Source organism: Bacillus cereus group sp. MYBKT14-1 (assembly GCF_051915185.1).
Taxonomy (GTDB): domain Bacteria; phylum Bacillota; class Bacilli; order Bacillales; family Bacillaceae_G; genus Bacillus_A; species Bacillus_A cereus.
This window is the reverse complement of the sequence record NZ_JBQAEF010000006.1, coordinates 246,740-272,117: the sequence shown is the minus strand read 5'-3', so window position 1 is coordinate 272,117 and position 25,378 is coordinate 246,740. Positions and strand designations below refer to the sequence as shown.

Genomic DNA, 25,378 nt, shown 5'->3' with positions numbered 1-25,378 from the left:
TCACCCCGTTATTATTTACTTTCTTTATATAAAATGAATGTGGCAACAAAAGCAGTGATAACTGCAATAGCGAAACCAATTATATAGTGAATCATGTTCATCATGCCAAGAGGTGCAACAATTGTAAGCATCGGAATACCTGTTAAACCGTATGCATTAGCCGCTACTTGCATCCAAACAACGTAAGCGCCTCCAATTGCGCCGCCAATAGCTGCTGCAATAAATGGTTTACCAAGTTTTAAATTGACACCAAAAATAGCTGGTTCTGTAATTCCTAAAAATGCTGAAGCTGCTGCTGGAATTGCAATTTCTTTCGTTTTTTTGTTTTTTGTTTTGAAATAGACAGCTAAAGTAGCACCGCCCTGTGCAACGTTTGCCATTGACCAAATAGGGAGTAAGAAATTGACACCGATATCTTTATTTGCGAGTAAGCCCGCTTCAATAGCGTGGAAGCTATGATGTAAGCCAGTAAGAACAATTGTTGAATACAACCCACCGAATATAAGTCCAGCTACTGGTCCTGCAAATTGATAAATTGTATTTAAAAGGTACGTAATGCCGTCACCGATTTTATATCCAATTGGTCCGATAATAATAAGTGATAAAAAGCCAGTTATAATAATTGTTAAGAATGGTGTAACTAATAAATCTAAAGAGTTCGGAACACGTTTTCGAAGTTCTTTTTCAATTGTACTCATAACATATACACATAATAAAATAGGTAAAACAGTACCTTGATAGCCAATCATATCAATATCCATACCAAGGAAATGTAAAACTGTGGGTTTTGCATTTGAAAGAGTCCAAGGATTTGTTAAGCTTGGGTGAGTTAATATACCACCAACAACTGCACCTAAGAAAATGTTTCCACCAAATTCTTTAGCGGCACTAACTCCAATTAAAATGGGTAAAATGATGAAAGCTGCACTTGAGAACATATCAAGTAATTGGATAAGTGAGTGATCTCCAGGAACTAATTTAAACGCTTTCAACATTCCGAGTAGACCCATAAGTAAACCGCTTGCAACGATAGCTGGAATAATTGGAACAAAAATATTAGATAGTGTCTTGGCTAGGCGGGCGACAGGATTCATTTTTTTCTTAGGTATATCGTTTGATGTTGTAGAATCTAGTTCAGCTATTCCAATTAATTTTGAGAATTCATCATATACTTTGTTTACTATGCCAGTTCCAAAAATAATTTGATATTGCTCGGTCGTTGCAAAAGCACCTTTTACTCCATCGATGTTTTCGATTTCTGCAGCGTTTATTTTCGTATCATCCTTTAATGTAAGACGAAGGCGAGTCGCGCAATGTGTGGCACGAACAATGTTTTCCTTTCCACCAATATTCTGTATTACTTGAGTTGCAATGTGTTTCATATCCATAAAAATTCCCCCTTACTATATTTTTTGTGGAACCGGTTCCGCAAAAAGTTAAAATAAAAAACAGGGAAATGATGTTGAAAATCCTGTTTTTAAAATGTGGAACCGGTTTTAATTTTATTATAGAGCGCCTTTATATTTTGTCAACGCTTTCTTGGATTTTTAATGTATAACGGGAGTGTAATATTTTTGGTATAGTTTTGTTTTCAACAAGCTGTGAAAGAGAAGTGGCAGCAAGCTTTCCAGCATACTCATAGTCAAACGCAATTGTCGTTAAACTAGGGTGTACCATTTCTGAAATATCATATCCACCGAATCCTGTTACAGAAATATCACCTGGTACAGAAAGAGAGTGGGAGTGAATGACTTTCATTGCGCCAAGAGCGATGTTATCTGTAGCACATACGATAAGAGTTGGGCGATTATTATCTAAAATATGTTGTACTTGTTTCATGGCATCTTCTATGCGGAAAGTTGTTTCGTAATATGAAACGTTGCAAGTCGGTTCTAAATTTTCAATTGCTTTTTGAAAACCATTTTTTCGATTTATTCCAACAGAAATATCATCTTTTTCTATCCCTAAATAGGCAATATGTCGATGGCCTTGCGATAAAACGTATGCCCCTAACTCATAAGCTGCATCATAATCATCGTGAACGAGGCAATATTGATCTTTATATTCTTGCCCGACGAATAAAATAGGGATGTTTGAATTAGCCATAATTTTTTGATGTTCATTCGTCAATGTTTTTGTTAATAAAATAATGCCAGCTACCTTTTGTTTTATAAAGTTTTCAATTGCTTGTATTTCAGTTCCGGTTGTTTGATTTGCATTTGCTACAAGCATTTGATAGTTATTTTCCTGTAATGTTTTATCGATCCCGATAAGTGTTTTCATTGTAGCGAAGGAGTCTAATCGGGGGATGATGACACCAATTAAATTTGTTGTTTTTGCTTTTAAACTTTGAGCAAATGTATTGGGAGAGAAATTTGTTTCTTGAATAATACCTTCGATTTTAAGTTTTGTTTTATCACTTACATATCCGCCGTTTAAGTAACGAGAGACTGTGCTTTTTGCAACTCCAGCCAATTTGGCGATATCTGCAATTGTTTTAGCCATAGTATTTCACCTTCGTATTCATAAAAATGTTAACTTTATTATAGGGAGAATTAGAGATGACGTAAACAAGAAGAGGGAAAGAAAAAACCACCTCACGTATATGAGGTGGAATAATTGTTAATATCTAGGCTTAAATGTATGACAACAAGTCTCTACACTCGTTGCTACAGAACTTTCTAGCGTCTCGTTTGTTAAAACAGCAGCTGTATATGAATCATTTTCAGTTTGACCAGTTTCATCTGCATCAGGCTGAACGATGATCGCACTTGCTTGACAAAAGTTACCTTGTCCCCAAAAAGAACAGTTGGAAACAGAACATCTTACTTCTGGCATAAAACCCCCTCCTTATACATTAGTGTGGGATTTTACGCCCATTTCATGTGTAGAAGGAGTTTCCTTTTCTAATTACTTTTTCGTTTGTTCAAGCCATTCTTTTAATTTGTCTTTCGGCTGTTCACCGCTAATACGGCTCACTTCTTTGCCATCTTTAAAATGAATGATTGTTGGTGTACCTTGAATTTTATATTCATCCCAAGGAGCATCTAATTTTTCAATATCCATAACTTTCATATCAACGTTCAAGTCTTTAGCCATTGGCACTACGACAGGAGATAATTTTTGGCAATGAAAGCAAGATGTTTGATAAAAGTATACTGTTTCTTCTTTTTTCTCTTTTAAGTTCTTTTGAAGATCTGAAAGAGAAATTTTATTTGTGTAGTAGTCAGGACCATCTGTTTGACTACCAGTAGCATTATCAATTTTTTGGCTAGTTGAAGCGTTTTTTTCTTCCATTTGTGTTACAGCGAAAATTGCCGCAAACAAGGCGATAATAATACCACCAAATATAAGCATTTTTTTCATTCTTTCATCTCCTTATTTGTTTTTGATGACAATAAAGCTACAAACAGCGATTGTAATAAAGCCGATAAGTGCTAAAAACGGGATTGTCACAAAACCGAACCAGTTTATGTATTCTCCCGTACATGGTACACGTCCACAAGCTGCCCCAGCAGCTGAAAATGCTGCGACTTTTTGAATTGCATAGTGATATAAAGAAATACAAGCACCAATAGTTGCGATTGGTAAAGAATAACTTGCAATGCGATAATCTTTCTTTGCTACAGCGATACCAAGCCATAAAACGAATGGATACATAAAAATACGTTGATACCAACAAAGAACACAAGGCTCAAATTTCATGATTTCGGAAAAGTACAGACTTCCTAGTGTAGCGATAAAAGAAGCTCCCCATGCGGTAAGTAAAGCATATTCTTGCTTTTTTTCTCGTCCCATATTTTATACCTCTCTTATAATAGTTACATACTAAATTATAGTATGAAGTAGTATGGAAAAGAAAGAAAAAATATGTTTATCAATAAAAGTTTTATAAGGAGAAACTTTTATTGATATAAACATTTTAAAAAAGCGCCATTCTCCGGAAGAGAATAGCGCTATATTTTACATTTGAATTTGTTCTACTTCTTCTACATGCGACTTTTGGGATGCGTGGTCAATATATTGAAATAGGAGCTGCAATTGTTTATCAACTTCTGGAAGTTCTTTACTGTATTGATAAGCGTGTAAAAAATGCTCAATACGTTTAGAAAATAATTGATCGTTCGTTTGAACCATGAGAACGAGTAATTTATCCCAATTACAGCAATACGTGTAATAGAGAGCTTTATCATAGTCGTTATATGTTTGCACTGTGTACCCTCCTTACCGAGAGTTATATATAGTGTGTGATAAGTAAGGGGAAATACACTTGAAAGAATTTGTTAAGAAAAAAAGTGAATGAAAAGAAAAAACGAGGAGTTTCCTCGTTTTTTAAGCTTTTGGCATTGGCGTAGGTGTTGGTTTGCCATAGCCTTCTTTGTATTTATTATCGATATAGTTACGAATTTCAAGCGTTGATTTTCCTTTTTGTTTCATGGAAGCAGATTCAACTGCGATTTCTAGGCAATTGACGCAAGTCGTTGCATGGGAGTCCCAAACAACTTCACCATTCTTTTTAATTTCACGAATAAAGCAGTTTTTATTATTTTTATGTCCTACACTTTCACCGCAACCACAATAGCATGGAATCCAATCTAATAGTTCTGCATTTTGTCCAGCGACAGTGTAGATATCTTTCATTTGTGGATCAAGCTTGTCTAGGAAGGTAGGAAGTGTGTCGACTCCTTTTGTTTTCTCTTGAATGTCAGCTTGCTGAGTGTGCGATGCGTGGTCATGTTCTTCTTTTTTTGATTCAGAAGATTTTTGGTCATTTGTACTAGTACTTCCGCATCCAGCAAGAATTAAGCTTAGTACTGCAAGTAAAGAAAATACATACTTTTTCATTCGCTTGTCCCCTTTACAAATGTATTAATCAAATTGTATCAGACTAAGGGACACCTAGGGAGAAGTTTTTTTTGAACGATTTTTGAAGTACCATCTTAGTGAATGAAACAAAAATAAAATTGGGATATAAGCGTATACAATATATAAACCCGCTTGAGATAGTACGGTATTTAATGTGTTGATACTTTCACGGTTTGTGAAAAGTAGAGAAGCTGAAAATATGATGAAAATAAAAAACGGTAATGTAAATTTAAATGAAATATGAAAGGAACGCTTCATCGTTTGACATGATGACCAAATGGTTAAGCAGAGGTTTGGTAAAATAATTAAAAACCAAACGAAAATAATAATATATTCAAAGCGCTGGATGAAAGGAACTTTAATTATTTTTAACATCGTTAAAGTAGGCCAAATAGTACGGTTTAATTGTCCCTCGCTGTAATACATAAAAGATACGATAGCTAAAACTACATAAATTAAGGTGCTAAAAGCAATTCCAGCATGGGCCCATCGCTTTAAAGATTTTCCTTTTTCAATAAAGGGATAAAAGATAAGAATTGTTTCAAACCCCAGAAATTCCAATGCGGATTGTTTTGCAGATATAAGCATGTCAAAAGGTGAATGTGTAAAAATAGGTAAAATATTACGAAAATGAGCATATTTCATTGGATAGATTAAAAAGAATACAACGAAAATAGGAAGAACAATACCCCAAAAACATATCCCTGTCACAGAACGGAAGCCACCTTTTATAATGTAGTAAGTGACTAATAAAAACATAAGCGTAAGTTTCCATAACTTAATGGTAGGGAAAATCCAAACTTGTATCACTTCCATATACGTACGAAGAACCGTAAGGCAAAATAATAAGCAATAAAGAGTGAAAATTACAGAAAATATAGAGCCAACCCATTTTCCAAAGGTTGTTGTATGAATGCTAATTAAATCTCCGTCTTTTTCAAGCATTTTTAACATACAAAACAGCACAATATGAGTTGCAATTCCCGCAATAATAAGAGAAATCCAGGCATCATAACCAGCGTTTTTTAAAATTACACGTTGATATCCGAGAATTCCTATACCAATCTGGAGAGAATGCAATAAAATAAATGCAAAATATGGAGAGACTGTCTTTGTTTTATTCATTGTATTCATTGCTTATTTCACCTCACTATTCTCCGATTCCAGATTGTACAATATTAAGATCTAAATTTACATCCACCGCTACATTTTTATACATATTTCGAATTTGTGTTATATTCCATTTTCTCGTATGGCTTCTAATTTCATCTCGTATTCCTAAAGGATCAATTTCCTTTTCTTGAAATTGTTTTATTAGATCTTCACAGTCTTTTTCAACATTTCGTTCAATTTGTTTTTTTATATAGTTGATATTTGTTTCTTTTCTTAAATCAATCCAATTAGGAGAGTTTTTAATTAATCCATTTAATTTTAAATGGATTTTTACTTTTGGTATGTCGCCAGTTTGATCTATATTATACTTATTTTCCCCAGCTAAGTTTTGTATAACAACCATACCTTTATGTTTATCCTTTTTTATCGCTGCTTCGTAACGTCCATTTTTCGTAGGATTAATAAGTAATTTTGCTAAAACAGAATGTCTTTTATCCGTATACATAACGACTTTATCGCCTTTTAAAAAGGCAAGCCCTTTGACAGCGACAGAATGATTATCGTCCATTTTAATATAAGGAACATAGGCATCACATACGGAAGAGTAATAATTATATAAAAAAATGTTTAATTCGGTTTGTGGAATGTTTTCATTTCTTATATTTTGTTCGAGTAAATCAGCAATATATAAAGACCCATTTTTTTTTCCGTAATTTAAAAGCTCTTCAGCTGATCCATCTACAATTGCTAGTTGTACATCACGCCCGATATTTGGGTCACGTTGTAAGTTAGTAATAATCTCTCCCATTCCGCGTTCTCCTAGAGCTTTTCCAAATAGGACGACACGCATTTGACCTACAACGACATTGTGAGGAGATTTTGCATTTAATCGTGAAGCGATTGTCTCAAGTGAACGGGCAGATGTTGATTGCGTTTCTGGTTTAGACTTTACACCATGTGTGTACTCTGGGAATAGAATAGTTCCTTGGAATCTTTTGTTTTTTGTGATGTCAAATCCAGCGATATGAATAATACGCTGCGTATCCACTATATAGGTTTGTGTACAGCCAGTTTGTAAAATGAAGAAGATAATTATAATAAGGTGCAATAAAAATTTTTTCATTCATTCTCACCATCACGTTTTTGCTTCGCTTTGTTTGGATTATAGCGCCATTTTGATTTTGGTCTAAGAAAAGAAGGTCTTTGAGCTGTTTGACTAAATGGTAATCGAAGAAAACCTTCTGCTGTACCTAAACCACGAAATGGATATAAAGGTAACAAATAAGGTGATCCAAGTGATTTTAATTTAATTAAATGAGCTAAAATAAATACAAATCCGACAATAAGGCCTAATCCTCCGAATGCACCGGCTAAAAGAATAAGGGGAAAGCGTAACAACCGGATAGTAGAAGACATCTTTACTGTTGGTGTTGTGAAAGATGCAAGAGCGGATAAAGCAACTGCAATTAATAAAATTGTACTTGTCAAAGCTGCCTCCACGGATGCTTGGCCAATTACAATCCCCCCAACAATCCCAATTGTTTGTCCGACTTTTGTCGGTAAACGCGCTCCCGCTTCACGAAGCAATTCGATTGTAATTTCTAAAAAGAGTGCTTCTAGAATAGGAGGAAAAGGTACGTTAGCTCTCGAGAAAATAATAGGACCTAGTAAATCGGCAGGAATCATTTGATAATGATATGTTAAAGCCGCTGTATAAATAGCGGAGGAAAAAAGAGAAAATATAGCTCCGAAAAAACGAATAATACGAAAGAACGATCCAATCATCCACGGTAAATAATAATCTTCTGGTGAAATGAAAAAATCCAGTAACGTGGTTGGTCCTGATAAAGCATATGGAGAGCCATCTGTTAAAATTAAAACTTCCCCGTTAATTAATGCAAATACAGCTCGATCTAATCGTTCTGTAGGTAATAGAACAGGAAAAGGTGAATTGCTATTATCACTAATAAATTGCTCAATCATAGTTGAATCAAATGGGACATCAAAGTCAATGTCTTCTAGCCGTTGAATTGCGGTGTTGATGAATTGTTCATTTGTAACTCCTTCTATATAAGCAACTGCTACTTTCGTTTTTGACATAGATCCGACGGTAACTTCTTTAAAAATGAGTTGCTCCGTTACGATATTTCGGCGTAATAAGTGTATATTTGTATCAAGGTTTTCAACGAAACCGATTTTAGGCCCGATTACGCTATACTCATTTTCTGTATCGTTATATAATCGTGTTCCTAAAACAGTACTTTCGGCACGAATTAAAGCATATTGATCAGGATTCGAATTGTTTTTTAAGCGTATTAAAATATATCCACCTAATAATTTCTCACGAATATCATCAATAGAAGGGGAGGTAATAATGTCTTCAATAGAGACGATATTACATAAATCAGAGATGTTTTGGATTTGTTCCGATTCCTTTTTTAGAGGAGTTAAAATGAATTGTTTAATAATAAGTGCTTCCACGACAGATTTATAATAAAACAAGCACAATGTTTCATTTTCAAGTACGTTATGAGAAACAAAGTCGCTTGATTCTTTCATGGTTTGTATAAATTCTGGAATAGAACAAAGTGTTTTTGTATTAGTCTTTTTTGATTTTTTAGATGATAAACCGAACATTTTCTCACCCCTAACTTACATCATTTACTTGTGTTAGTTTTTGGGAAAGACGGGAATTTATACTTAAAAATTGAAAGTTCATAAAGAAAAGGAAGAGTGGTGAATGCCTCTTCCTTTTTAGCATTTTAATTTGTTTTTTGTTCTTTAATAGACTTCACTAATTTCATCATTTCCGCTCGTATATCTTCTCTTTTTACATTTAATTTTTCGGCAATTTGTTTAATGTCCATTCCATCTTTTTTCATCTTTAATACATCATCAAGAGGAGTATTGCTTTTTTGAGAGATGATTGTTAACACAGTAAGATGACGCAATTTGATGTTATATTCTTTCATTTTTTGCTTTAGCTGATCCGGTGTGGATTTTTGCATAGTTGCTAACTGTTGTAGCAGTGCTTGCTTTGTTTCTTTATTCATATGATGCTTTTTCAGCTTACTTGGATCTATACCGAAATGCTCGGCTGTTTTCTCCCAAGATTTATTTTGCTTATAGTAAGCTAAAACATCTTTTATTTCTTTATTACTAATTCTTGCAATATGAGCAGCTTTCCAAATTTCATGTTTGTTATAGCCGAGTTTTTCTAGCGATTGTATTTCTTCATCTGAAATTGGTTTATGGTGATGCATTGTTACTTCTTTTGGGGTGGCAGCGGAAGCGGGGAAGATAATTGCTCCGCATAATAATGCTGCCATAGTCATACTTACCGCGATTTTTTTGTACATGTAAACTCCTCCTAGATGGATAATGTAGAAAACTGTACACATATCATTTCCATAAAATGTGAAATACTTGTGAACAAGTTAAGTTTTTTTATTCACAGCATGGAATGACGTTTTTAGAAGTTTTCCAACATAAAACATTGATTAATAGTAAAAAACTAAGGTATAATCGAAATTGAAAATCAATATCAATACTAATGATAAACTTATACATATAGATAAAAATAAGGGAGAGATAAATATGACTACATATACTTCCATCGCTAATGTGATTAAAGAAAGACGCTCTGTTCGTACATTTACAGACAAAGCAGTAGAAAAAGATTTATTAATTGAACTATTAAACGACGCAACATGGGCACCAAATCATAAGCACCGTGAACCATGGAATTGTAAACTATACATCGGAGAAGGCCGCAAGAAATTAGTAGATGCGGTATTAAACTCTTTCACGGAAGAAGAAAGGGCGAAACGCGGTAAAATTTTATCAGATCGTTTCTTAAGCACGCCTGCACAAATCGTTGTATATATAAATGAAGATCCACGTCAAATTCAACGTGATGAAGATTACGCTGCAACATGTGCATTTATGCAAAACTTCCAACTTCTTGCTTGGGAACGTGGATTAGGTTGCGTTTGGAAATCAGGCGGATTAAACTACAATCCATTATTTATAGAAGGAATCGGTTTAACAAGAGGCCAACGTATCGTTGGAATTCTTCATATCGGCTATTTCGATAAAGCACCAGAAGGAAAAGCTCGTGCTCCGATTACGGAGAAGATGGAGATTATTGAAGGTTAATAGATAAGACATTCTCGTTTTTGCGGGGGTGTCTTTTTATTATGCAATCAATCCTCATGAAAGCTTGTTTTTCATCATACACTTTCTTAAGGGAAAGTGTAAGGAGGGAAAATAATGAGAGCAAGTGACGATAAAGCACTGCAATATGCGATTGCGGAAATTACGGAAATTGCGACTGGATTTGGGCTTGATTTTTATCCGATGCGTTATGAAATATGTCCAGCGGAAATTATTTATACATTTGGTGCATATGGGATGCCGACAAGGTTTTCACATTGGAGTTTTGGAAAACAATTTTTCAGAATGAAATTACAATACGATTTAGGACTTAGTAAAATATACGAACTCGTTATTAACTCTGATCCATGTTACGCCTTTTTATTAGATACGAACTCTTTAATTCAAAACAAATTAATTGTAGCGCACGTTTTAGCACACTGTGATTTCTTCAAAAATAATATTCGTTTTTCAAATACGAAGCGAGACATGGTGGAGAGTATGGCGGCAACAGCGGACCGTGTGAAAGCGTATGAGCATAAGTACGGAAAGGCAGAGGTAGAAACATTTTTAGATGCCGTACTTGCCATTCAAGAGCATATTGATCCGTCGCTTATGCGTCCGAAGCTCGCATGGAGTATTGATGATTTAGAAGAGGAAGAAGTAGAAAAGAAAAAGGTGTCGCAATACGATGATTTATGGAATTTAGATAATCGCAATAAAAAGCAGGAACGTTCCAATGTGCGTAAAAAGAAGAAAATTCCACCAAAACCAGAGAAAGATTTACTTCTCTTTATTGAAGAATATAGCCGTGAGTTAGAAGATTGGCAGCGTGATATATTAACGATGATGCGCGAAGAAATGTTATATTTTTGGCCACAGCTTGAAACAAAAATTATGAACGAAGGCTGGGCGTCCTACTGGCATCAACGTATACTTCGTGAAATGGACTTAACATCTGATGAAGCAATTGAATTTGCGAAATTAAATGCAGGTGTTGTACAGCCGTCAAAAACAAGTATTAATCCATACTACCTAGGTATTAAAATCTTTGAAGATATTGAAGAACGGTACAACAATCCAACAGAAGAAATGAAACGACGAGGCGTAAAACCAGGATCTGGCCGTGATAAAATGTTTGAAGTACGCGAAATTGAATGGGACGTATCGTTCCTAAGAAACTACTTAAATAAAGATCTTGTTATGCGAGAAGATATGTACTTATTCCAGCGCCAAGGAAAAGAATATAAAGTCATAGATAAAGAATGGGAAAATGTGCGTGATCAACTCGTAAATATGCGGACAAATGGTGGGTTCCCGTACTTAGTAGTAGAAGATGGAGACTACTTAAAGAATGGAGAATTATACATTAAACATAGTTATGAAGGAATCGAGCTCGATTTGAAATACTTAGAAAAGGTATTACCATATCTTCATCAACTATGGGGAAGAACGGTGCATATGGAGTCCATTGTGGAGAGTAAGGGCGTTGTGTTTTCTTATGATGGGAAGATGGTGCATCGGAAGTATGTGTGAGGGGAAGAACGGACATAGGATACTGTGTCCGTTCTTTTTTATTTAAAATAGGAAAAATATGCTATTCTTGAAAAAAGGGAGTTACATAGAGAAATGGAGAGGTTCAAATGAGCAAAGTAGGGGTATGTAAGGTGGATATTACGCCGCCTATAGGTATTGATTTTGTCGGATATCATAGAGAGACAGGCATAAATAATGTTGAAGAACGTATTTATGGAACGGTTTTTGTATTTGAAAAAGATGAAATGAAAACTGTGTTTATAAGTATTGATAATATTGGAATGTTAGTAGAAGATACGAATATAATCCGTGAGCGAGTAGCAAGTAGGCTTCATGTACCATTTGAGCGAATAACGGTTGTTTATACACATACACACTCTGGTCCAGAAACGGTCGGTGATGATCCGCTAGTGCAGTCGTATAAAACGATTTTAGTAAATAATGTAGTACACGGTGCTGTTACTGCGAATAACAATTTGAAGCTATGTGAAGTTGGCTGGGGTGTTACGACAGGCGATATTGGGGTAAATCGAAGAGAGAGAACATGTGATGGAAGAGCGAAGATGGGAACAAATATAGAAGGTGTTGTAGATAACCGAATTGGCATGTTAGCAATAAGAGATGCTGAAACGAAGGAGTTATCTGGGATTTTAGTATTTTGTACTGCGCATCCGAATGTTTTAAAAGGAAATAGTGATGAATTATCAGCGGATTATCCTGGAATGACGAGAGAAATTCTAGAGCAGATAGTGAACTGCCCTGTTATTATCGTTCAAGGTGCTGCTGGAAATGTGAATGCGAAGTATCGCGGTTCAAGCGAAGCGTTAAAACAAATGGCTTACATACTTAGTGGACATGTATTAACGATGTTACCAACAGTTACATATAGCCCAATTGTAAATTTAAGGACAGTTTCAAGTATGATGCAAATGAAGTTGAAAGATATTCCTGAAATTGATGAGATACGAAGTATGGCTCAATTAGCCGAGAAGCAGTGGGGCGTGAATACGGATGAATGGCTTACTATCGTTTTAGAGAAATATGAGCAAGGTATTCGGCGGTTAAGTATTGATTTAGAAGTGCAATTGTTTCAAGTTAATGATGGTATGTTTTCAGGTTTACCGATGGAACCTTTTTCGGAAACGGCATTAGAAGTGAAAGAGAATTTTCAAAATGAATTAGCTTTCTTTGGTGGATATACGAATGGATATATTGGTTATTTACCAACAAAGGAAGAATTCTCATATGGTGGGTATGAAGTGGAATTAAGCCATGTTGTGTATGGACCGGTTACGAATTTATTGTTGCCACCGGAGGAAACTACTGCGGAGCTGATTGTGAAGAAGGTTACGAGTTTATGTAATAAAGTGAACCTTTAATGAGACAGATTTTTGAACGCGGAGTAAAGAATATGACTAATTGTGTGATTTTGTTAAGTCAATGTAATTAATAATGATTATTATTATTAATTACATTGACTTCTAAAAAAAGAAAAACTAGAATTTATAAAGGGATCTTCAATTGTTCGCTATCATTTGTATAGGAGGTAAGTTATGTTGGATAGCTTTATTTCTATAAGATGTAGGTTGGCTCTTTATAGTTTTGGTGTTCTTTTTATCTTTTTTTGTATAGTATTTTTGGTGAATCAAAAGGTGTATGCAGAAGATGTACCGTGGACATCAGTTTCAAATGAGGGAGAGCGTGTACTTTTTCAAGAACAATCTTTGTATAGTAATGATCGAAGGGGAGAAGATCTTGTTTCGCCTTCATTTGAAGGGCGAAAACATGATGGGGAAGAGTCGGATCCTTTTTGGAAATCGAATAACAGACAATGTATGTAATAAACTTAAAAAATGGTCTGAATAAATATAGTAAGTTTATATGGATTTTATGTTGTGCATTGGTCATAATCATAATGTCTAGTTCTATAGCAAATAATGAAAAGAAGTTTAGTAAGGTTGTTAATTCTGTAACTTTTTACGTGAAAAATAAAGAAAAACAGCCAATAAAAGATTTTGAAATTATACTTATGAAAGACGAATCACCTGAACCCAGTAAAGAAATTGGGATCTCAATAGGAAAAACAGACGAAGAAGGAAAAGTTATTTGGAGGAATGTGAGAACGGGAAAATATATCGTATTTTTACCAAATAACGAGACGCAGATGGTTATGATTAATGATAGAGGTGCAACGAAAAAAATAAATATATCATTGTAGAAAAAGAGTCCATTGGGATTCGTTTTCTCAGGTTGTGGCATTAAAGAATTTTACGTGGAATGGATCTAACCTTATGTGAAGAAGCTATTGATTTTGAAAATTTAAATACAGGTGTATTTCAGTTATTAAAAACACGTATTTATACATTGGTTTAATCGTACAGAAAGTTATAGAACTATACGTAAAAGAACTTGGAGATATTTAAGTTCTTTTTTATTTGTTTCAAATTTGTGAAAGAAAGACATATTGATTGAAATTAAAATTTTTACACTCTATTATATACTCATACGGGTATAGGTTTTGTGATGCATAAGAAAATTAATAATAAATAATATGGAGGTTCGAAATATGTCTAGAAAAATTATAGTAGTAGGCGGAGTTGCTGGCGGGGCATCAGTAGCTGCAAGGCTTCGTCGTTTAAGTGAGGAAGATGAAATTATTATGTTTGAACGCGGTGAATACATTTCGTTCGCAAACTGTGGATTGCCATATTATATTGGCGGTGTCATTACAGAAAGACAAAAGTTATTAGTACAAACTGTTGAAAGGATGTCAAAACGTTTTAATTTAGATATACGTGTATTGAGTGAAGTGGTAAAGGTTAATAAAGAAGAGAAAACAATTACGATAAAGAATGTAACTACAAATGAAACATATAACGAGGAATATGATGTTTTGATTCTTTCACCAGGGGCGAAACCAATTGTTCCACCTATTCCGGGCATTGAAGAAGCGAAGGCGTTGTTTACGTTACGAAATGTACCTGATACAGATCGTATAAAAGCGTATATTGATGAGAAGAAACCACGTCATGTGACGGTTATTGGTGGAGGATTTATTGGAGTGGAAATGGTTGAGAATTTAAGAGAACGCGGGATTGAGGTTACTCTTGTAGAGATGGCAAATCAAGTGATGCCACCAATTGATTACGAAATGGCGGCATATGTACATGAGCATATGAAGGTGCACAATGTTGAGCTTGTTTTTGAAGATGGTGTAGATGCGTTAGAAGAGAATGGGACTGTTGTACGTTTAAAAAGTGGCTCAGTTATAAAAACAGATATGATTATTTTAGCAATTGGTGTACAACCAGAGAGTAGTTTAGCGAAAGATGCAGGATTAGCATTAGGAGTTAAAGGAACGATAAAGGTAAATAAGAAATTTCAAACATCTGACCCATATGTATATGCAATTGGTGATGCGATTGAAGTGAAAGATTTTGTTACAGAAACAGAAACGATGATTCCTTTAGCGTGGCCAGCTAATCGTCAAGGTCGCATGTTAGCAGATATTATTCATGGGCATACGGAGTCTTTATATAAAGGTACGATGGGAACTTCTGTGGCTAAAGTTTTTGATTTAACAGTTGCTTCGACTGGAGTAAATGAGAAAATATTAAAACGATTAAATATACCCTATGAGGTAGTACATGTACAGGCAAATTCTCATGCAGGATACTATCCGAATGCTACGCCAGTGCTAATAAAATTAATTTTTAATAAAGAAAGCGGAAAAATTTACGGAGCACAGGCTTTAGGGCGTGATGGAGTAGATAAGCGTATCGATGTTATCGCGACGGCAATGAAGGCAAACTTAACTGTAATCGATTTACCGGATTTAGAATTATCATATGCCCCGCCGTATTCTTCTGCAAAAGATCCAGTAAACATGGTGGGGTATGCCGCAAGTAATATAGTAGATGGTTTTGTGGAAACGGTACAATGGCATGAAATAGATCGTATTGTTGACAATGGTGGATATATTATAGATGTTCGGGAGCCCAATGAACTAAAACAAGGAATGATTAAAGGCTCTATTAATATTCCGTTAGATGAATTACGTGATAGATTGGATGAAGTGCCAATGGACAAAGAAATATATATCACTTGTCAACTTGGTATGAGAGGGTATGTTGCAGCGCGTATGTTAATGGAAAAAGGATATAAGGTAAAGAATGTAGATGGTGGTTTTAAATTGTATGGGACAGTATTGCCAGAACGTGTTGTATATTGATATTTTTCATTTTCTATTTCAAGATTTAGTGGAAGGTGAAAACCTATAGATTAAGGTTTTACTTTTTGTTTTGCGAACATATAAGGCGAAAAATAAAAGTAGGGGTTTACAAAATACCTTATAGGGTATAATATATTGTCATAGGTTATAAATAGTGACATAATGGTAATGAGGTGATTATAGGATGGAATATAATCAAGATATGAAAAATAGATTGAAACGTATTGAAGGTCAAGTTCGTGGTGTGCTTCGTATGATGGAAGAAGGAAAAGATTGCCGAGAGGTTATTACACAGTTAACGGCATCTCGTTCTGCACTTGATCGTACAATTGGACTCGTTGTTGGAACGAATTTAGAGCAATGTTTGCGTGAACAGTTTGAAAGTGGTAATGGTTCAAATGAAGAGTTAATTAAAGAAGCTGTTCAATTACTTGTAAAAAGCCGATAATCTGTCAAACGTAAGTGTTGACAGATTTTCAAAAACATTTTAATATACCCCTACAGGTATATGTATATAAATTGTGGAGGAATCGATTATGAGTATAAAAGTGGATATGAGTTTAGATTGTAAAGGGTTGGCTTGTCCGATGCCGATTGTGAAAACGAAGAAGGCGATAGAAGGATTAGCACCAGGGCAAGTGATTGAAGTTAAGGCAACAGATAAAGGTTCTACGGTAGATATAAAAAGTTGGGCGAGTAAAGTAGGACATCAATATATCGGGACAAAACAAGAGGGTGATGTATTGGTGCATTATGTTAGGAAAGCAAACGAGCATGAAGTGAATGAAGTTGTGAAATATCCTCATACAATTACGAATTCGGAATTGGAAGAGATACTATTAAATGGTGAAGAGTGTATTGTATTAGATGTTCGCGAAGCAGCGGAATTTGCTTTTGGCCATATTCCATCCGCCATTTCGATGCCATTAGGTGAATTATACAGCGCAGTGTTAGATGAGACGAAGCAAATTTATGTTGTTTGTCGAACTGGTAATCGCAGTGATATAGCTTGCCACATGTTGAAAGAGAAAGGTTATGCAAATGTGAAAAATGTCATTCCAGGCATGTTAGAGTGGCAAGGGAATATAGAGAAATAAATTTTTTTGAATAAAAATATACCTATGGGGGTAATAAGATGAATGTTAAACCGTTACAAGCAAAAGATGTTGCAGAGAAAGTTTTATTCGGAGAGTTATTCATTTTAGATGTTCGTAATGAGGCGGATTATGAAGATTGGAAAATTGAAGGGAAACAAGTTTCTTCTATTAATAGACCTTACTTTGACTTGTTAGATGGTGTAGATCATATTGTAAGTGAATTACCTAAAGATAAAGATGTTTTAGTAGTATGTGCAAAAGAAGGGTCTTCTATATTTGTGGCAGAGCAATTAACAGAGGCTGGATTAGAAAATATTTATTATTTAGCTGGTGGCATGAAGGCTTGGAGTGAATATGTAAAGCCTATAAAAGTTGGAGATTTAAAAAATGGTGGAAGTATGTATCAGTTTAACCGCCTTGGAAAAGGCTGTTTATCTTATATGGTCGTTTCAAATGGTGAAGCAGCAGTTATTGATGCAGTAAGAACAGCCGAGGCATATGAAGAATTTGCGAAAGAGCATGGCGTTACGATTACGAATGTAATGGATACACATTTACATGCAGACCATATTTCCGGAGGACGTAAGTTAGCGGAAAAGGTAGGTGGTACGTATTGGTTACCACCAAAAGATGCAGAGGAAGTTGTTTTCTCATACGAACCGCTTGTTGAAGGATCTGTTATTACGGTGGGGGGTACTAAAATTGAAATTGACGCGTTATACTCACCAGGGCATACGATTGGAAGTACGTCATTTATTGTAGATGATTCTTATTTATTATCAGGCGATATTTTATTTGTAGATTCAATCGGGCGTCCAGATCTTGCTGGTAAGGCTGAAGATTGGGTAAGTGATTTACGTAATACTTTGTATAGCCGATATAAAGAGCTATCTCAAAATTTAGTTGTGTTACCAGCTCATTATTCAAAAATAAGTGAAATGAACGAAAGTGGTATTGTTAGTGCAAAATTAAAAGATTTATTTGAGCATAATGCAGGATTAAATATTGAGGATGAGGGAGAGTTCCGTAAAGTTGTAACAGAAAACTTACCACCTCAGCCAAATGCATATGAAGAAATTCGTCAAACCAATATGGGTAAAATTCACCCAAGTGTGGATAAAGAGCGTGAAATGGAGATTGGTCCAAATCGTTGTGCAGTGCACGAATAATGAAATAAATAAAAAATGGAGGAATTGATGATGAATATAAAACAAGTGTTAGATGCGAAAGGTTTAGCATGTCCAATGCCGATTGTAAGAACAAAGAGAGCAATGGATGCTCTACAAACTGGAGAAGTGTTAGAAATACATGTAACAGATAAAGGGTCAGTTAAGGATATTCCAGCGTGGGCAAATAAATGTGGCCATGACATCGTAAAGCTTGAAGAAGAAGGCGATGTGCTGAAGTTTTGGATTAGGAAGGCGTAGTGAAGCAATAGTTTTGTAAATATAGAGAGGTTGGTTATATGAACACAATATTAAGTACACTTTTCATTGTACTTGCTGCATGGTTTGTTATTTCACGATTTTTACCAGTGAAAGGTGTTCAAAATATAAATGGAAAAGAATTGAAAAGTATAGTGGGGAAAAAGGGGAAGTATTTTATTGATGTCCGTACAGTAGGTGAATATAGAGGGAATCATATGAAAGGCTTTCAAAATATCCCTCTAAATGATCTAGCAAGTAAGGCGAATCAATTAGATAAGAATAAGGAAGTAATCGTTATTTGCCAAAGTGGAATGAGAAGTAAGCAAGCAGCAAAGGTATTGAAAAAACTAGGGTTTCAGCAAGTAATAAACGTTTCAGGTGGTATGAATGGTTTGTGAGGAGGAAATTTAAAATGAAAGAAATGACTACAAAAGAATTAGAAGAAAAATTGTTGCGTAAAGAAGCGGTAAATATTGTGGATGTACGTGAAGTAGAAGAAGTAGCTGAAGGGAAAATTCCAGAAGCATGTAATATTCCACTAGGACTATTAGAGTTTCGTATGCATGAATTAAATAAAAATCAGGAATATATTATCGTTTGTCGTTCAGGCGGGAGAAGTGCAAGAGCTGTTCAATTTTTAGAAAGTTACGGTTTTCAAGTAATCAATGTGGTAGGTGGTATGTTAGCTTGGGAAGGAAAAGTAGAATAGGGAGAAACAATTTTTATAAAAAATACCCCTATAGGTAATTGGAGGGAGAACAATATGGAACAACAGAAGAAAACAACAATCGTTTTATTTAGCGGAGATTACGATAAAGCAATGGCTGCTTATATTATTGCAAATGGTGCAGCGGCGTATGATCAAGAGGTTACTATTTTTCATACTTTCTGGGGATTAAATGCTTTAAGGAAAGATGAACATGTGAATGTAAAGAAAACATTTATAGAAAAAGTATTTGGAAGAATGATGCCACGCGGTGCTGATAAGATGGGGTTATCCAAAATGAATTTTGCTGGTATGGGACTAAAGATGATTAAAGGCATTATGAAAAAACATAATGCAATGCCTTTGCCAGATTTAATTGATTTGGCAAAAGAACAGGGGATTAAACTTGTAGCTTGTCAAATGACAGTAGATTTATTAGGGTTAAAAGAGGAAGAGATTATGGAAGGGGTAGAGTTTGCAGGTGTAGGGGCATATTTAGCAGATGCTTCGGATGGGAATGTGAACTTATTCATTTAAATCACCTTCTTTTTAGAAGGAGGGGGATGTAAGGTGAGTTTAGTATTATTAATTTTTATAATTGGGTTTATAGGATCGTTTATATCAGGAATGGTTGGAATTGGCGGTGCAATTATTAATTATCCGATGATCTTATATATTCCAGTATTGTTAGGATCTACTGGCTATACGTCACATGAAGTGAGCGGTATTACAGCGGTACAAGTATTCTTTGCAACTTTTGCAGGTGCCTGGGCATATCGGAAAAGTACTGATATGAATAAAATGTTAGTTGTGTATATGGGAGCTAGTATATTAATAGGAAGTTTTTTAGGAAGTTTTAGTGCAAATCTATTAGATGAACACGCTGTAAATGTTGTTTATACAGTATTGGCGACCATTGCAGCTATGATGATGTTTGTACCGAAGAAAAATAATAGTGGAGCAGTTAAGTATAATAAATGGTTAGCAAGTGTGTTAGCGTTTATTGTAGGAGGTGTTTCGGGCATTATTGGAGCTGGAGGTGCGTTTCTTTTAGTTCCTATTATGCTAGTTATTTTAAAATTACCATTGCGCATGACGATAGCGACATCTATCGCTATTACGTTTATTTCCTCAGTAGGGATTACGACTGGAAAAGTGATTACTGGACAAGTAGTTATCATTCCAGCTCTAATTATTGCGGTTGCAAGTATATTTGCTGCGCCACTTGGAGCGCGAGTCGGGAAGAGGATAAATCAAAAAGTACTACAATATATGTTATCGATTTTAATTGTCGGCACTGCTATTAAGATGTGGATTGATATGATATCGAAATAAAAGGATGGGCTGCTTGCAGCCCATCCTTTTATTTATGCCCAAATAACTTTCATTAAGTTTTTATATTCGTCATTTGCTAATTTATATAGCATTCTCGTATGTTCAAAGACAAGTGCTGGATTAAAGTTTGGCTCTGAGAATGCAAGAGATGTTGAAATATCAATTGCATTTTGCTTGTTTAATGTGAATTTTGCAAAGCGATAAGATGTATTTAATTCATTGATGACATGTAAAATATCATTTGTTGATGTTGCATCAGGTACGTGAGCAACATTGAAGCAGTATATATCCACCGTAGGATGTTCGTTTTGGAAAGCAGCGATAAGTTGAATTTTTGCGCCAGCTTCAGTCTCTAATCCTACTGAAAAATGAACAGAGCCATCATTTTCATCTATATTTTCTTCCATGTATATATCGTTGGATTTTAAGTAGTCTTTAAAATCTGAGATGTTATGTTTTACTGCAGCTTTCATATGTATGAGCCCCCTGATAATTGGAATAGATTGCTACTATTTATTATAATTTAAAAATATTAAAAAAGATAGTTAGAAAGTTCTGATTTTTAATTCTGAAGAAATAAAAAGAAGCCGTACTCTACCTCCATAGAGTACGGCTTCTTTACTATTCATTGTCGTTAGACGATGTTTCTGTATCTTCACTGCTATTTTTGTTCTTATTTTTCACTTCATTGTTACTTGATTCGCGTTCACTTGAATTTTCAGACTTAGATTCTTTTGTCTTTTTCGAATCAGAGTCTGAGTCAGACTTTGTATATGCAGGTAGTCCAAGATGAGTACGAAGTTCATTTGTAACATTAGCTAATTCTTTTTTATCTGGATTGTAGTAGTAAGTTCGACCACCACCAGCAGATTTGCTACAAGTATCGTCACCTTTTGCCATATAGCAATCATCACCTTGGATTTGTAATTTCTCAATTTCCGAATCCGATCCATATTTATAGAATGAAAGCATATCATCAAATGTTAAGTTTGTAACGAATTGTCCGTTAATATCATCAATGATGTTGCCAACTTTTGTTACAGAACCAACACTTGTTAGTTTCTTTAAAATAGCCTCGATAACGAGTTGTTGACGTTGTCCACGCATTGCATCACTATCGATGTGTCTTGTTCTAGCAAGAGCAAGAGCTTCTTCGCCATTTAACTTTTGAACACCTTTTTCTAGGTGAATTGCCTCAGCATTATCATTGCTATCTTGCTCAGTAAATTCAACTGGTACATCAACTTCAACACCGCCCAAGTCATCGACGATTTTTATAAATGATTTAAAGTTAAATTTCACAAAATAATCGACAGGAACATTCATTAATTTTTCAACTGCATCAATGCTTGCTTGTGGTCCACCATTTTTTCCGTTTTTAGCAGAACCGAATGCATGAGCGTGTGTAATTTTATCTTTTTTCTTTTCTATTGGAATATAAGTATATGTGTCACGTGGGATACTTAATAGTTTAACAGTTTTGCTATCTTTATTAAATGTTGCAAGTAAAAGCGCGTCTGTTCTTATAGCTTCACCATATTCTTTTCCTCGGATATCGCTTTCATCAACACCCATTATTAAAACAGAGACATTGTTTGTAATAGGTTTTACAGCCTTATCACGTAAATCAGATTTATCACCGCGTGCTAAATCGTGTGCGGCATTTCGAACAGCAGAAGATGCTTTATTTACTAAAAACCAAGTATAACCGCCGCCTATTAATAAAACGAATAGTATAGCGCTTATAATAATTTTTATTTTTTTCTTATTTTTTTTCGGTTTATTGCGTGTATTTTCTTGCAAAGATGGGTTTTGCTCCATTTCCTGTACTCCTTCATTTGGATTGAAATACGACACTCATATCCACTTATTATAATGAAATTTAGCGAAAAAAAACATTACAAAACATTTACATTTCGTAAAAATTCAATATATTTATAAAAAGTCAGATTTTCTATATTATATTTTTCAGATGTAGAATAAGTATAAGTTGTTTTAGTAGAAATGAAAATATGTATTGTGAGAAAGTGATAGAGAAGTAAGATTTGTTGAAATATAGCCAAGAAGAGATGAGTAAGCTTACTTATTTCTTCTATATAATAAAGAAGAATTTGACGGATAAAGGAGAGAGCATAATGAATCATACATCATTCCGAGCAATCGTTGTGAACGAAAAGGAAAATCATCAGTTTGTAAGAAAAGTTGTTGAGAGAGAAGTAAGTAGTTTACCTGAGGGAGACGTATTCATACGAGTTCATTATTCTTCATTAAATTATAAAGATGCTCTTTCAGCTACTGGTAATAAGGGTGTTACGAGAACATATCCTCATACGCCAGGAATTGATGCTGCAGGAGTGGTTGTGAGTAGTGAAGATGCTACCATTAAAGCAGGAGATCAAGTTATTGTAACGGGATATGACTTAGGTATGAATACCTCTGGTGGTTTCGGAGAATATATTCGCGTGCCATCATCTTGGGTCGTGCCTTTACCGGAAGGAATGTCATTAAAGGAAAGTATGATGTATGGGACAGCAGGTTTTACTGCGGCTTTGTCGGTATATAAGCTTATTGGAGCAGGAGTCAAGCCTAGTATGGGAGATGTTTTAGTAACGGGTGCTACAGGCGGCGTAGGGAGTGTAGCTGTTAGTATATTAAGTAAGCTAGGGTTTAACGTAGTAGGAGCGACAGGAAAAATGGAAGAGGAAGATATGCTACTACGTCTAGGAGCGAAAAAGGTGATTCATCGCGCGGAATTGAATGATGAATCAGGAAGACCGATGTTAAAAGGGATATACGCGGGAGTTATCGATACTGTAGGTGGACATATGCTAGAAACAGCTTTAAAAACAGTAAAGTATGGTGGTTGTGTAACGACATGCGGTAATGTGGCAGGCCAGGAACTACAAACAACGGTATATCCGTTTATTTTACGAGGTATAAGCCTTTTAGGGATAGATTCCGTGCAATGCCCAGTAGATGTGAGAAGAGATGTTTGGACGCTTTTAGCGAAAGAATGGGGAAATAAAGAGTTACTATCTTATACAGAAGAATGTACATTAGAAGAATTAGAGAAGAAGTTTGCACTTATATTGCAAGGAAAGTTAAAAGGAAGAACAGTTGTTAAAATATAATGAAAAAAGAGACGCTTAAGTTAGCGTCTCTTTCTTATTATAATGATTGTTTTAGATTGATTTTTCCTTGTTCACCTAAAACACCGTCAGCGATATTTACAGCGTGATCGCCAATGCGCTCTAAGTTACTTACCATATCGACGAAGATGATACTTGCATCACCTGAACAGCTGCGTTCGTTTAGACGTAATACGTGACGTTTACGAAGAACACGTTCCATTTGGTCGATTTTGCGTTCTTTGGCAATAACAGTTTGAGCTAGTTCAGTATCGAAGTTTGTTAAAGCTTCAACTGAGTCTTGCAGTGTTGAAATAGTTAATTCTAGCATTTCGTTTAATTCAGCTAATGCTTCATCTGATAGTGAAACACGGTTTGAAATTTGGAAATCTACAAGTTCTACAAGGTTTTCTACATGATCACCGACACGTTCAATATCTCCAACAACACCTGCTAAAACGGAATGTTTTTCAGAATCCGTAGGTGAAAGTGGTTTTTCTGATAGTAAAACTAAATACTCGGTAATTTTTTTATCTAAATTGTTAATAGCTCCTTCTAATTGAGTAGCCATGTCAGCGTGTTTTTTATCTTGTGTGTTTAAAAATTGGTTTGCTTCTTTTAATCCATGTAATGAAAACTCAGCCATACGGATAATCTCTTTTTGAGCTTCAGTTAAAGCGATGGCTGGAGATTGTTCAATAAAGATTGGATTTAAATGTTGTGGTTTGAAGTCAATCGCTGCATCTTCCCCGCGAATAATTTTTGTTACAATCCATGCTAATACTGCAATGAACGGGAATTGAATAATAGTATTCGTAACGTTAAACGTTCCATGTGCAAATGCAATTGTCATTTCTGGATTCAAGTTTAATGACGTTTGGAAGTATAGAATTAAATTTGTAAAAGGTATTAATAAAATTGTAAAGATGATTGTACCGACGATATTAAAGATAACGTGAACTAATGCTGCGCGTCTTGCAGCAATTGAAGTACCGATTGCTGCTAATACAGCTGTAATTGTTGTACCGATGTTATCACCAAACAATACAGGAAGGGCAGCTTGTAAATCGATTGCACCTTGACCGAATAGTTCTTGTAAAATACCGATTGTTGCACTTGAACTTTGTACAATTAAAGTAAAGACTGTACCAACAACAATACCTAAAATTGGATTATCACTCATGCTAACTGTTAGTTCTTGGAATGATTCTAAAGAGCGAAGAGGTTTCATACCTGTGCTCATTAATTCTAAACCGAAGAATAACATACCAAAACCGAATATAACTTGACCTAAAGAATGTACTTTTTTATTTTTAAAGAAGAATAGTAAGATTGCTCCAACTGCCATAATTGGAAGAGCATATTCTCCGATTTTAATTCCGATAATAAATGCAGTAACCGTCGTACCGATGTTTGCACCCATAATAACACCGATTGCTTGTCTTAATGTCATAAATCCGGCACTTACAAGTCCGACTGTTAAAGCGGTTGTTCCTGAACTGGATTGGATTAATACAGTAACTAACATACCTGCTAGTACACCCATAAGTGGGTTTGTTGTAAAACGATCTAGAATATCGCGAAGACGATCTCCAGCTGCTTGTTGCAGTCCATCGCCCATGTATTTAATCCCGAATAAGAAAATACCTAATCCACCAATGAACTGGAAGATCATATCTTGAACATTATATTCCACGCATTCCACTCCTTAAATTTCATGTACGATGTAATTATTAACTGAACCTTGAGTCACTGTAAACGGTTTGCTAGTAAAATTTACACTA

General features: G+C 35.1%; 28 protein-coding genes and 1 pseudogene. 15 read left to right on the top strand and 14 right to left on the bottom strand.

Annotated elements, in window-relative coordinates:
- Positions 1 to 11 precede the first annotated feature (11 nt).
- The 11 genes from ACTFO4_RS17635 to ACTFO4_RS17585 all read right to left on the bottom strand — a co-directional run bounded on the left by ACTFO4_RS17635 (position 12) and on the right by ACTFO4_RS17585 (position 9,338).
- The gene (locus ACTFO4_RS17635; RefSeq protein ID WP_061456807.1) at positions 12 to 1,388 is read right to left on the bottom strand and encodes a sucrose-specific PTS transporter subunit IIBC; all 1,377 of its coding nucleotides are present in this window, start codon (positions 1,386 to 1,388) and stop codon (positions 12 to 14) included.
- A gap of 130 nt (positions 1,389 to 1,518) precedes the next feature.
- Entirely contained in the window at positions 1,519 to 2,505 is a 987-nt protein-coding gene (locus ACTFO4_RS17630) for a LacI family DNA-binding transcriptional regulator (protein WP_001140402.1), read from the bottom strand.
- A 117-nt stretch (positions 2,506 to 2,622) separates the two neighbouring features.
- A complete protein-coding gene (locus tag ACTFO4_RS17625; protein ID WP_001115482.1) occupies positions 2,623 to 2,838 on the bottom strand; it encodes a DUF1540 domain-containing protein in 216 nt (71 codons plus the stop codon).
- Positions 2,839 to 2,910: 72 nt separating this feature from the next.
- Positions 2,911 to 3,366 carry a thioredoxin family protein gene (locus tag ACTFO4_RS17620; RefSeq protein ID WP_061456808.1) on the bottom strand — a complete coding sequence of 152 codons (456 nt, stop codon included), beginning with the start codon at positions 3,364 to 3,366 and terminating at the stop codon, positions 2,911 to 2,913.
- A gap of 12 nt (positions 3,367 to 3,378) precedes the next feature.
- Positions 3,379 to 3,798 carry a disulfide formation protein C gene (locus tag ACTFO4_RS17615; protein ID WP_000532265.1) on the bottom strand — a complete coding sequence of 140 codons (420 nt, stop codon included), beginning with the start codon at positions 3,796 to 3,798 and terminating at the stop codon, positions 3,379 to 3,381.
- Positions 3,799 to 3,963: 165 nt separating this feature from the next.
- Positions 3,964 to 4,212 carry a YhdB family protein gene (locus ACTFO4_RS17610; RefSeq protein WP_001195459.1) on the bottom strand — a complete coding sequence of 83 codons (249 nt, stop codon included), beginning with the start codon at positions 4,210 to 4,212 and terminating at the stop codon, positions 3,964 to 3,966.
- Positions 4,213 to 4,332: 120 nt separating this feature from the next.
- Positions 4,333 to 4,845, bottom strand: coding sequence for a PCYCGC domain-containing protein (locus ACTFO4_RS17605; protein WP_000761036.1), 513 nt, complete (start codon positions 4,843 to 4,845; stop codon positions 4,333 to 4,335).
- Positions 4,846 to 4,899: 54 nt separating this feature from the next.
- On the bottom strand, positions 4,900 to 6,000 hold the full coding sequence (locus ACTFO4_RS17600) for a GerAB/ArcD/ProY family transporter (RefSeq protein WP_001095038.1): 1,101 nt from the start codon (positions 5,998 to 6,000) through the stop codon (positions 4,900 to 4,902).
- A 16-nt stretch (positions 6,001 to 6,016) separates the two neighbouring features.
- The gene (locus ACTFO4_RS17595) at positions 6,017 to 7,102 is read right to left on the bottom strand and encodes a Ger(x)C family spore germination protein (protein ID WP_000714134.1); all 1,086 of its coding nucleotides are present in this window, start codon (positions 7,100 to 7,102) and stop codon (positions 6,017 to 6,019) included.
- Positions 7,099 to 8,616, bottom strand: coding sequence for a spore germination protein (locus tag ACTFO4_RS17590; protein ID WP_061456809.1), 1,518 nt, complete (start codon positions 8,614 to 8,616; stop codon positions 7,099 to 7,101). The genes ACTFO4_RS17595 and ACTFO4_RS17590 overlap by 4 nt, the downstream gene beginning before the upstream one ends.
- A 125-nt stretch (positions 8,617 to 8,741) precedes the next feature.
- Positions 8,742 to 9,338 (bottom strand): hypothetical protein, encoded by a 597-nt coding sequence (locus ACTFO4_RS17585; RefSeq protein ID WP_000276978.1) that lies wholly within the window; start codon positions 9,336 to 9,338, stop codon positions 8,742 to 8,744.
- 238 nt (positions 9,339 to 9,576) lie between these two features.
- Between ACTFO4_RS17585 and ACTFO4_RS17580 the strand changes: the two genes are divergently transcribed.
- The 14 genes and pseudogenes from ACTFO4_RS17580 to ACTFO4_RS17515 all read left to right on the top strand — a co-directional run bounded on the left by ACTFO4_RS17580 (position 9,577) and on the right by ACTFO4_RS17515 (position 20,466).
- The gene (locus ACTFO4_RS17580) at positions 9,577 to 10,137 is read left to right on the top strand and encodes a nitroreductase family protein (RefSeq protein WP_440013942.1); all 561 of its coding nucleotides are present in this window, start codon (positions 9,577 to 9,579) and stop codon (positions 10,135 to 10,137) included.
- A gap of 114 nt (positions 10,138 to 10,251) precedes the next feature.
- Positions 10,252 to 11,670: a stage V sporulation protein SpoVR gene (gene spoVR / locus ACTFO4_RS17575; protein WP_061456810.1), complete on the top strand. Its 1,419-nt coding sequence runs from the start codon at positions 10,252 to 10,254 to the stop codon at positions 11,668 to 11,670.
- Positions 11,671 to 11,777: 107 nt separating this feature from the next.
- Entirely contained in the window at positions 11,778 to 13,049 is a 1,272-nt protein-coding gene (locus ACTFO4_RS17570) for a neutral/alkaline non-lysosomal ceramidase N-terminal domain-containing protein (protein ID WP_440013945.1), read from the top strand.
- Between the two features lie 174 nt (positions 13,050 to 13,223).
- Positions 13,224 to 13,469 (top strand): annotated as a pseudogene (locus tag ACTFO4_RS17565) (trypsin-like serine peptidase); the annotation flags it as partial.
- A gap of 32 nt (positions 13,470 to 13,501) precedes the next feature.
- Positions 13,502 to 13,888, top strand: coding sequence for a DUF2606 family protein (locus tag ACTFO4_RS17560; RefSeq protein ID WP_061456813.1), 387 nt, complete (start codon positions 13,502 to 13,504; stop codon positions 13,886 to 13,888).
- Positions 13,889 to 14,236: 348 nt separating this feature from the next.
- Positions 14,237 to 15,901 (top strand): CoA-disulfide reductase, encoded by a 1,665-nt coding sequence (gene cdr, locus ACTFO4_RS17555; protein ID WP_061456814.1) that lies wholly within the window; start codon positions 14,237 to 14,239, stop codon positions 15,899 to 15,901.
- Between the two features lie 184 nt (positions 15,902 to 16,085).
- Positions 16,086 to 16,349: a metal-sensitive transcriptional regulator gene (locus ACTFO4_RS17550; protein ID WP_000456206.1), complete on the top strand. Its 264-nt coding sequence runs from the start codon at positions 16,086 to 16,088 to the stop codon at positions 16,347 to 16,349.
- Between the two features lie 88 nt (positions 16,350 to 16,437).
- Positions 16,438 to 16,998, top strand: coding sequence for a sulfurtransferase TusA family protein (locus tag ACTFO4_RS17545; protein WP_000023955.1), 561 nt, complete (start codon positions 16,438 to 16,440; stop codon positions 16,996 to 16,998).
- A gap of 38 nt (positions 16,999 to 17,036) precedes the next feature.
- Entirely contained in the window at positions 17,037 to 18,167 is a 1,131-nt protein-coding gene (locus ACTFO4_RS17540) for an MBL fold metallo-hydrolase (protein WP_001101331.1), read from the top strand.
- Between the two features lie 27 nt (positions 18,168 to 18,194).
- A complete protein-coding gene (locus ACTFO4_RS17535; protein WP_002093886.1) occupies positions 18,195 to 18,425 on the top strand; it encodes a sulfurtransferase TusA family protein in 231 nt (76 codons plus the stop codon).
- Positions 18,426 to 18,463: 38 nt separating this feature from the next.
- Positions 18,464 to 18,823: a rhodanese-like domain-containing protein gene (locus ACTFO4_RS17530; protein ID WP_001092318.1), complete on the top strand. Its 360-nt coding sequence runs from the start codon at positions 18,464 to 18,466 to the stop codon at positions 18,821 to 18,823.
- Between the two features lie 14 nt (positions 18,824 to 18,837).
- Entirely contained in the window at positions 18,838 to 19,134 is a 297-nt protein-coding gene (locus ACTFO4_RS17525; RefSeq protein WP_000661810.1) for a rhodanese-like domain-containing protein, read from the top strand.
- 54 nt (positions 19,135 to 19,188) lie between these two features.
- The gene (locus tag ACTFO4_RS17520; protein WP_440013949.1) at positions 19,189 to 19,668 is read left to right on the top strand and encodes a DsrE/DsrF/DrsH-like family protein; all 480 of its coding nucleotides are present in this window, start codon (positions 19,189 to 19,191) and stop codon (positions 19,666 to 19,668) included.
- A 33-nt stretch (positions 19,669 to 19,701) separates the two neighbouring features.
- On the top strand, positions 19,702 to 20,466 hold the full coding sequence (locus tag ACTFO4_RS17515; RefSeq protein ID WP_061456815.1) for a sulfite exporter TauE/SafE family protein: 765 nt from the start codon (positions 19,702 to 19,704) through the stop codon (positions 20,464 to 20,466).
- A gap of 32 nt (positions 20,467 to 20,498) precedes the next feature.
- Here the strand turns inward: ACTFO4_RS17515 and ACTFO4_RS17510 are convergent, their stop codons facing one another.
- Together ACTFO4_RS17510 and ACTFO4_RS17505 are read right to left on the bottom strand one after the other, a co-directional pair.
- The gene (locus ACTFO4_RS17510) at positions 20,499 to 20,939 is read right to left on the bottom strand and encodes a hypothetical protein (protein ID WP_000642362.1); all 441 of its coding nucleotides are present in this window, start codon (positions 20,937 to 20,939) and stop codon (positions 20,499 to 20,501) included.
- A gap of 148 nt (positions 20,940 to 21,087) precedes the next feature.
- Entirely contained in the window at positions 21,088 to 22,287 is a 1,200-nt protein-coding gene (locus ACTFO4_RS17505; RefSeq protein WP_440013951.1) for an LCP family protein, read from the bottom strand.
- A gap of 314 nt (positions 22,288 to 22,601) precedes the next feature.
- On the opposite strand from ACTFO4_RS17505, the gene ACTFO4_RS17500 reads away from it, so the two are divergent.
- Positions 22,602 to 23,597 (top strand): YhdH/YhfP family quinone oxidoreductase, encoded by a 996-nt coding sequence (locus tag ACTFO4_RS17500; protein WP_061456816.1) that lies wholly within the window; start codon positions 22,602 to 22,604, stop codon positions 23,595 to 23,597.
- 37 nt (positions 23,598 to 23,634) lie between these two features.
- On the opposite strand, the gene ACTFO4_RS17495 is transcribed toward ACTFO4_RS17500, so the two are convergent.
- A complete protein-coding gene (locus ACTFO4_RS17495; RefSeq protein ID WP_000456252.1) occupies positions 23,635 to 25,290 on the bottom strand; it encodes a Na/Pi cotransporter family protein in 1,656 nt (551 codons plus the stop codon).
- Positions 25,291 to 25,378 lie beyond the last annotated feature (88 nt).

Bases quoted from the DNA above. Each gene is read 5' to 3' on its own strand.
- ACTFO4_RS17635 (WP_061456807.1), bottom strand. From the start codon at position 1,388: ATGGATATGAAACACATTGCAACTCAAGTAATACAGAATATTGGTGGA.
- ACTFO4_RS17630 (WP_001140402.1), bottom strand. From the start codon at position 2,505: ATGGCTAAAACAATTGCAGATATCGCCAAATTGGCTGGAGTTGCAAAA.
- ACTFO4_RS17625 (WP_001115482.1), bottom strand. From the start codon at position 2,838: ATGCCAGAAGTAAGATGTTCTGTTTCCAACTGTTCTTTTTGGGGACAA.
- ACTFO4_RS17620 (WP_061456808.1), bottom strand. From the start codon at position 3,366: ATGAAAAAAATGCTTATATTTGGTGGTATTATTATCGCCTTGTTTGCG.
- ACTFO4_RS17615 (WP_000532265.1), bottom strand. From the start codon at position 3,798: ATGGGACGAGAAAAAAAGCAAGAATATGCTTTACTTACCGCATGGGGA.
- ACTFO4_RS17605 (WP_000761036.1), bottom strand. From the start codon at position 4,845: ATGAAAAAGTATGTATTTTCTTTACTTGCAGTACTAAGCTTAATTCTT.
- ACTFO4_RS17600 (WP_001095038.1), bottom strand. From the start codon at position 6,000: ATGAATACAATGAATAAAACAAAGACAGTCTCTCCATATTTTGCATTT.
- ACTFO4_RS17595 (WP_000714134.1), bottom strand. From the start codon at position 7,102: ATGAAAAAATTTTTATTGCACCTTATTATAATTATCTTCTTCATTTTA.
- ACTFO4_RS17590 (WP_061456809.1), bottom strand. From the start codon at position 8,616: ATGTTCGGTTTATCATCTAAAAAATCAAAAAAGACTAATACAAAAACA.
- ACTFO4_RS17585 (WP_000276978.1), bottom strand. From the start codon at position 9,338: ATGTACAAAAAAATCGCGGTAAGTATGACTATGGCAGCATTATTATGC.
- ACTFO4_RS17580 (WP_440013942.1), top strand. From the start codon at position 9,577: ATGACTACATATACTTCCATCGCTAATGTGATTAAAGAAAGACGCTCT.
- spoVR (WP_061456810.1), top strand. From the start codon at position 10,252: ATGAGAGCAAGTGACGATAAAGCACTGCAATATGCGATTGCGGAAATT.
- ACTFO4_RS17570 (WP_440013945.1), top strand. From the start codon at position 11,778: ATGAGCAAAGTAGGGGTATGTAAGGTGGATATTACGCCGCCTATAGGT.
- ACTFO4_RS17560 (WP_061456813.1), top strand. From the start codon at position 13,502: ATGTATGTAATAAACTTAAAAAATGGTCTGAATAAATATAGTAAGTTT.
- cdr (WP_061456814.1), top strand. From the start codon at position 14,237: ATGTCTAGAAAAATTATAGTAGTAGGCGGAGTTGCTGGCGGGGCATCA.
- ACTFO4_RS17550 (WP_000456206.1), top strand. From the start codon at position 16,086: ATGGAATATAATCAAGATATGAAAAATAGATTGAAACGTATTGAAGGT.
- ACTFO4_RS17545 (WP_000023955.1), top strand. From the start codon at position 16,438: ATGAGTATAAAAGTGGATATGAGTTTAGATTGTAAAGGGTTGGCTTGT.
- ACTFO4_RS17540 (WP_001101331.1), top strand. From the start codon at position 17,037: ATGAATGTTAAACCGTTACAAGCAAAAGATGTTGCAGAGAAAGTTTTA.
- ACTFO4_RS17535 (WP_002093886.1), top strand. From the start codon at position 18,195: ATGATGAATATAAAACAAGTGTTAGATGCGAAAGGTTTAGCATGTCCA.
- ACTFO4_RS17530 (WP_001092318.1), top strand. From the start codon at position 18,464: ATGAACACAATATTAAGTACACTTTTCATTGTACTTGCTGCATGGTTT.
- ACTFO4_RS17525 (WP_000661810.1), top strand. From the start codon at position 18,838: ATGAAAGAAATGACTACAAAAGAATTAGAAGAAAAATTGTTGCGTAAA.
- ACTFO4_RS17520 (WP_440013949.1), top strand. From the start codon at position 19,189: ATGGAACAACAGAAGAAAACAACAATCGTTTTATTTAGCGGAGATTAC.
- ACTFO4_RS17510 (WP_000642362.1), bottom strand. From the start codon at position 20,939: ATGAAAGCTGCAGTAAAACATAACATCTCAGATTTTAAAGACTACTTA.
- ACTFO4_RS17505 (WP_440013951.1), bottom strand. From the start codon at position 22,287: ATGGAGCAAAACCCATCTTTGCAAGAAAATACACGCAATAAACCGAAA.
- ACTFO4_RS17500 (WP_061456816.1), top strand. From the start codon at position 22,602: ATGAATCATACATCATTCCGAGCAATCGTTGTGAACGAAAAGGAAAAT.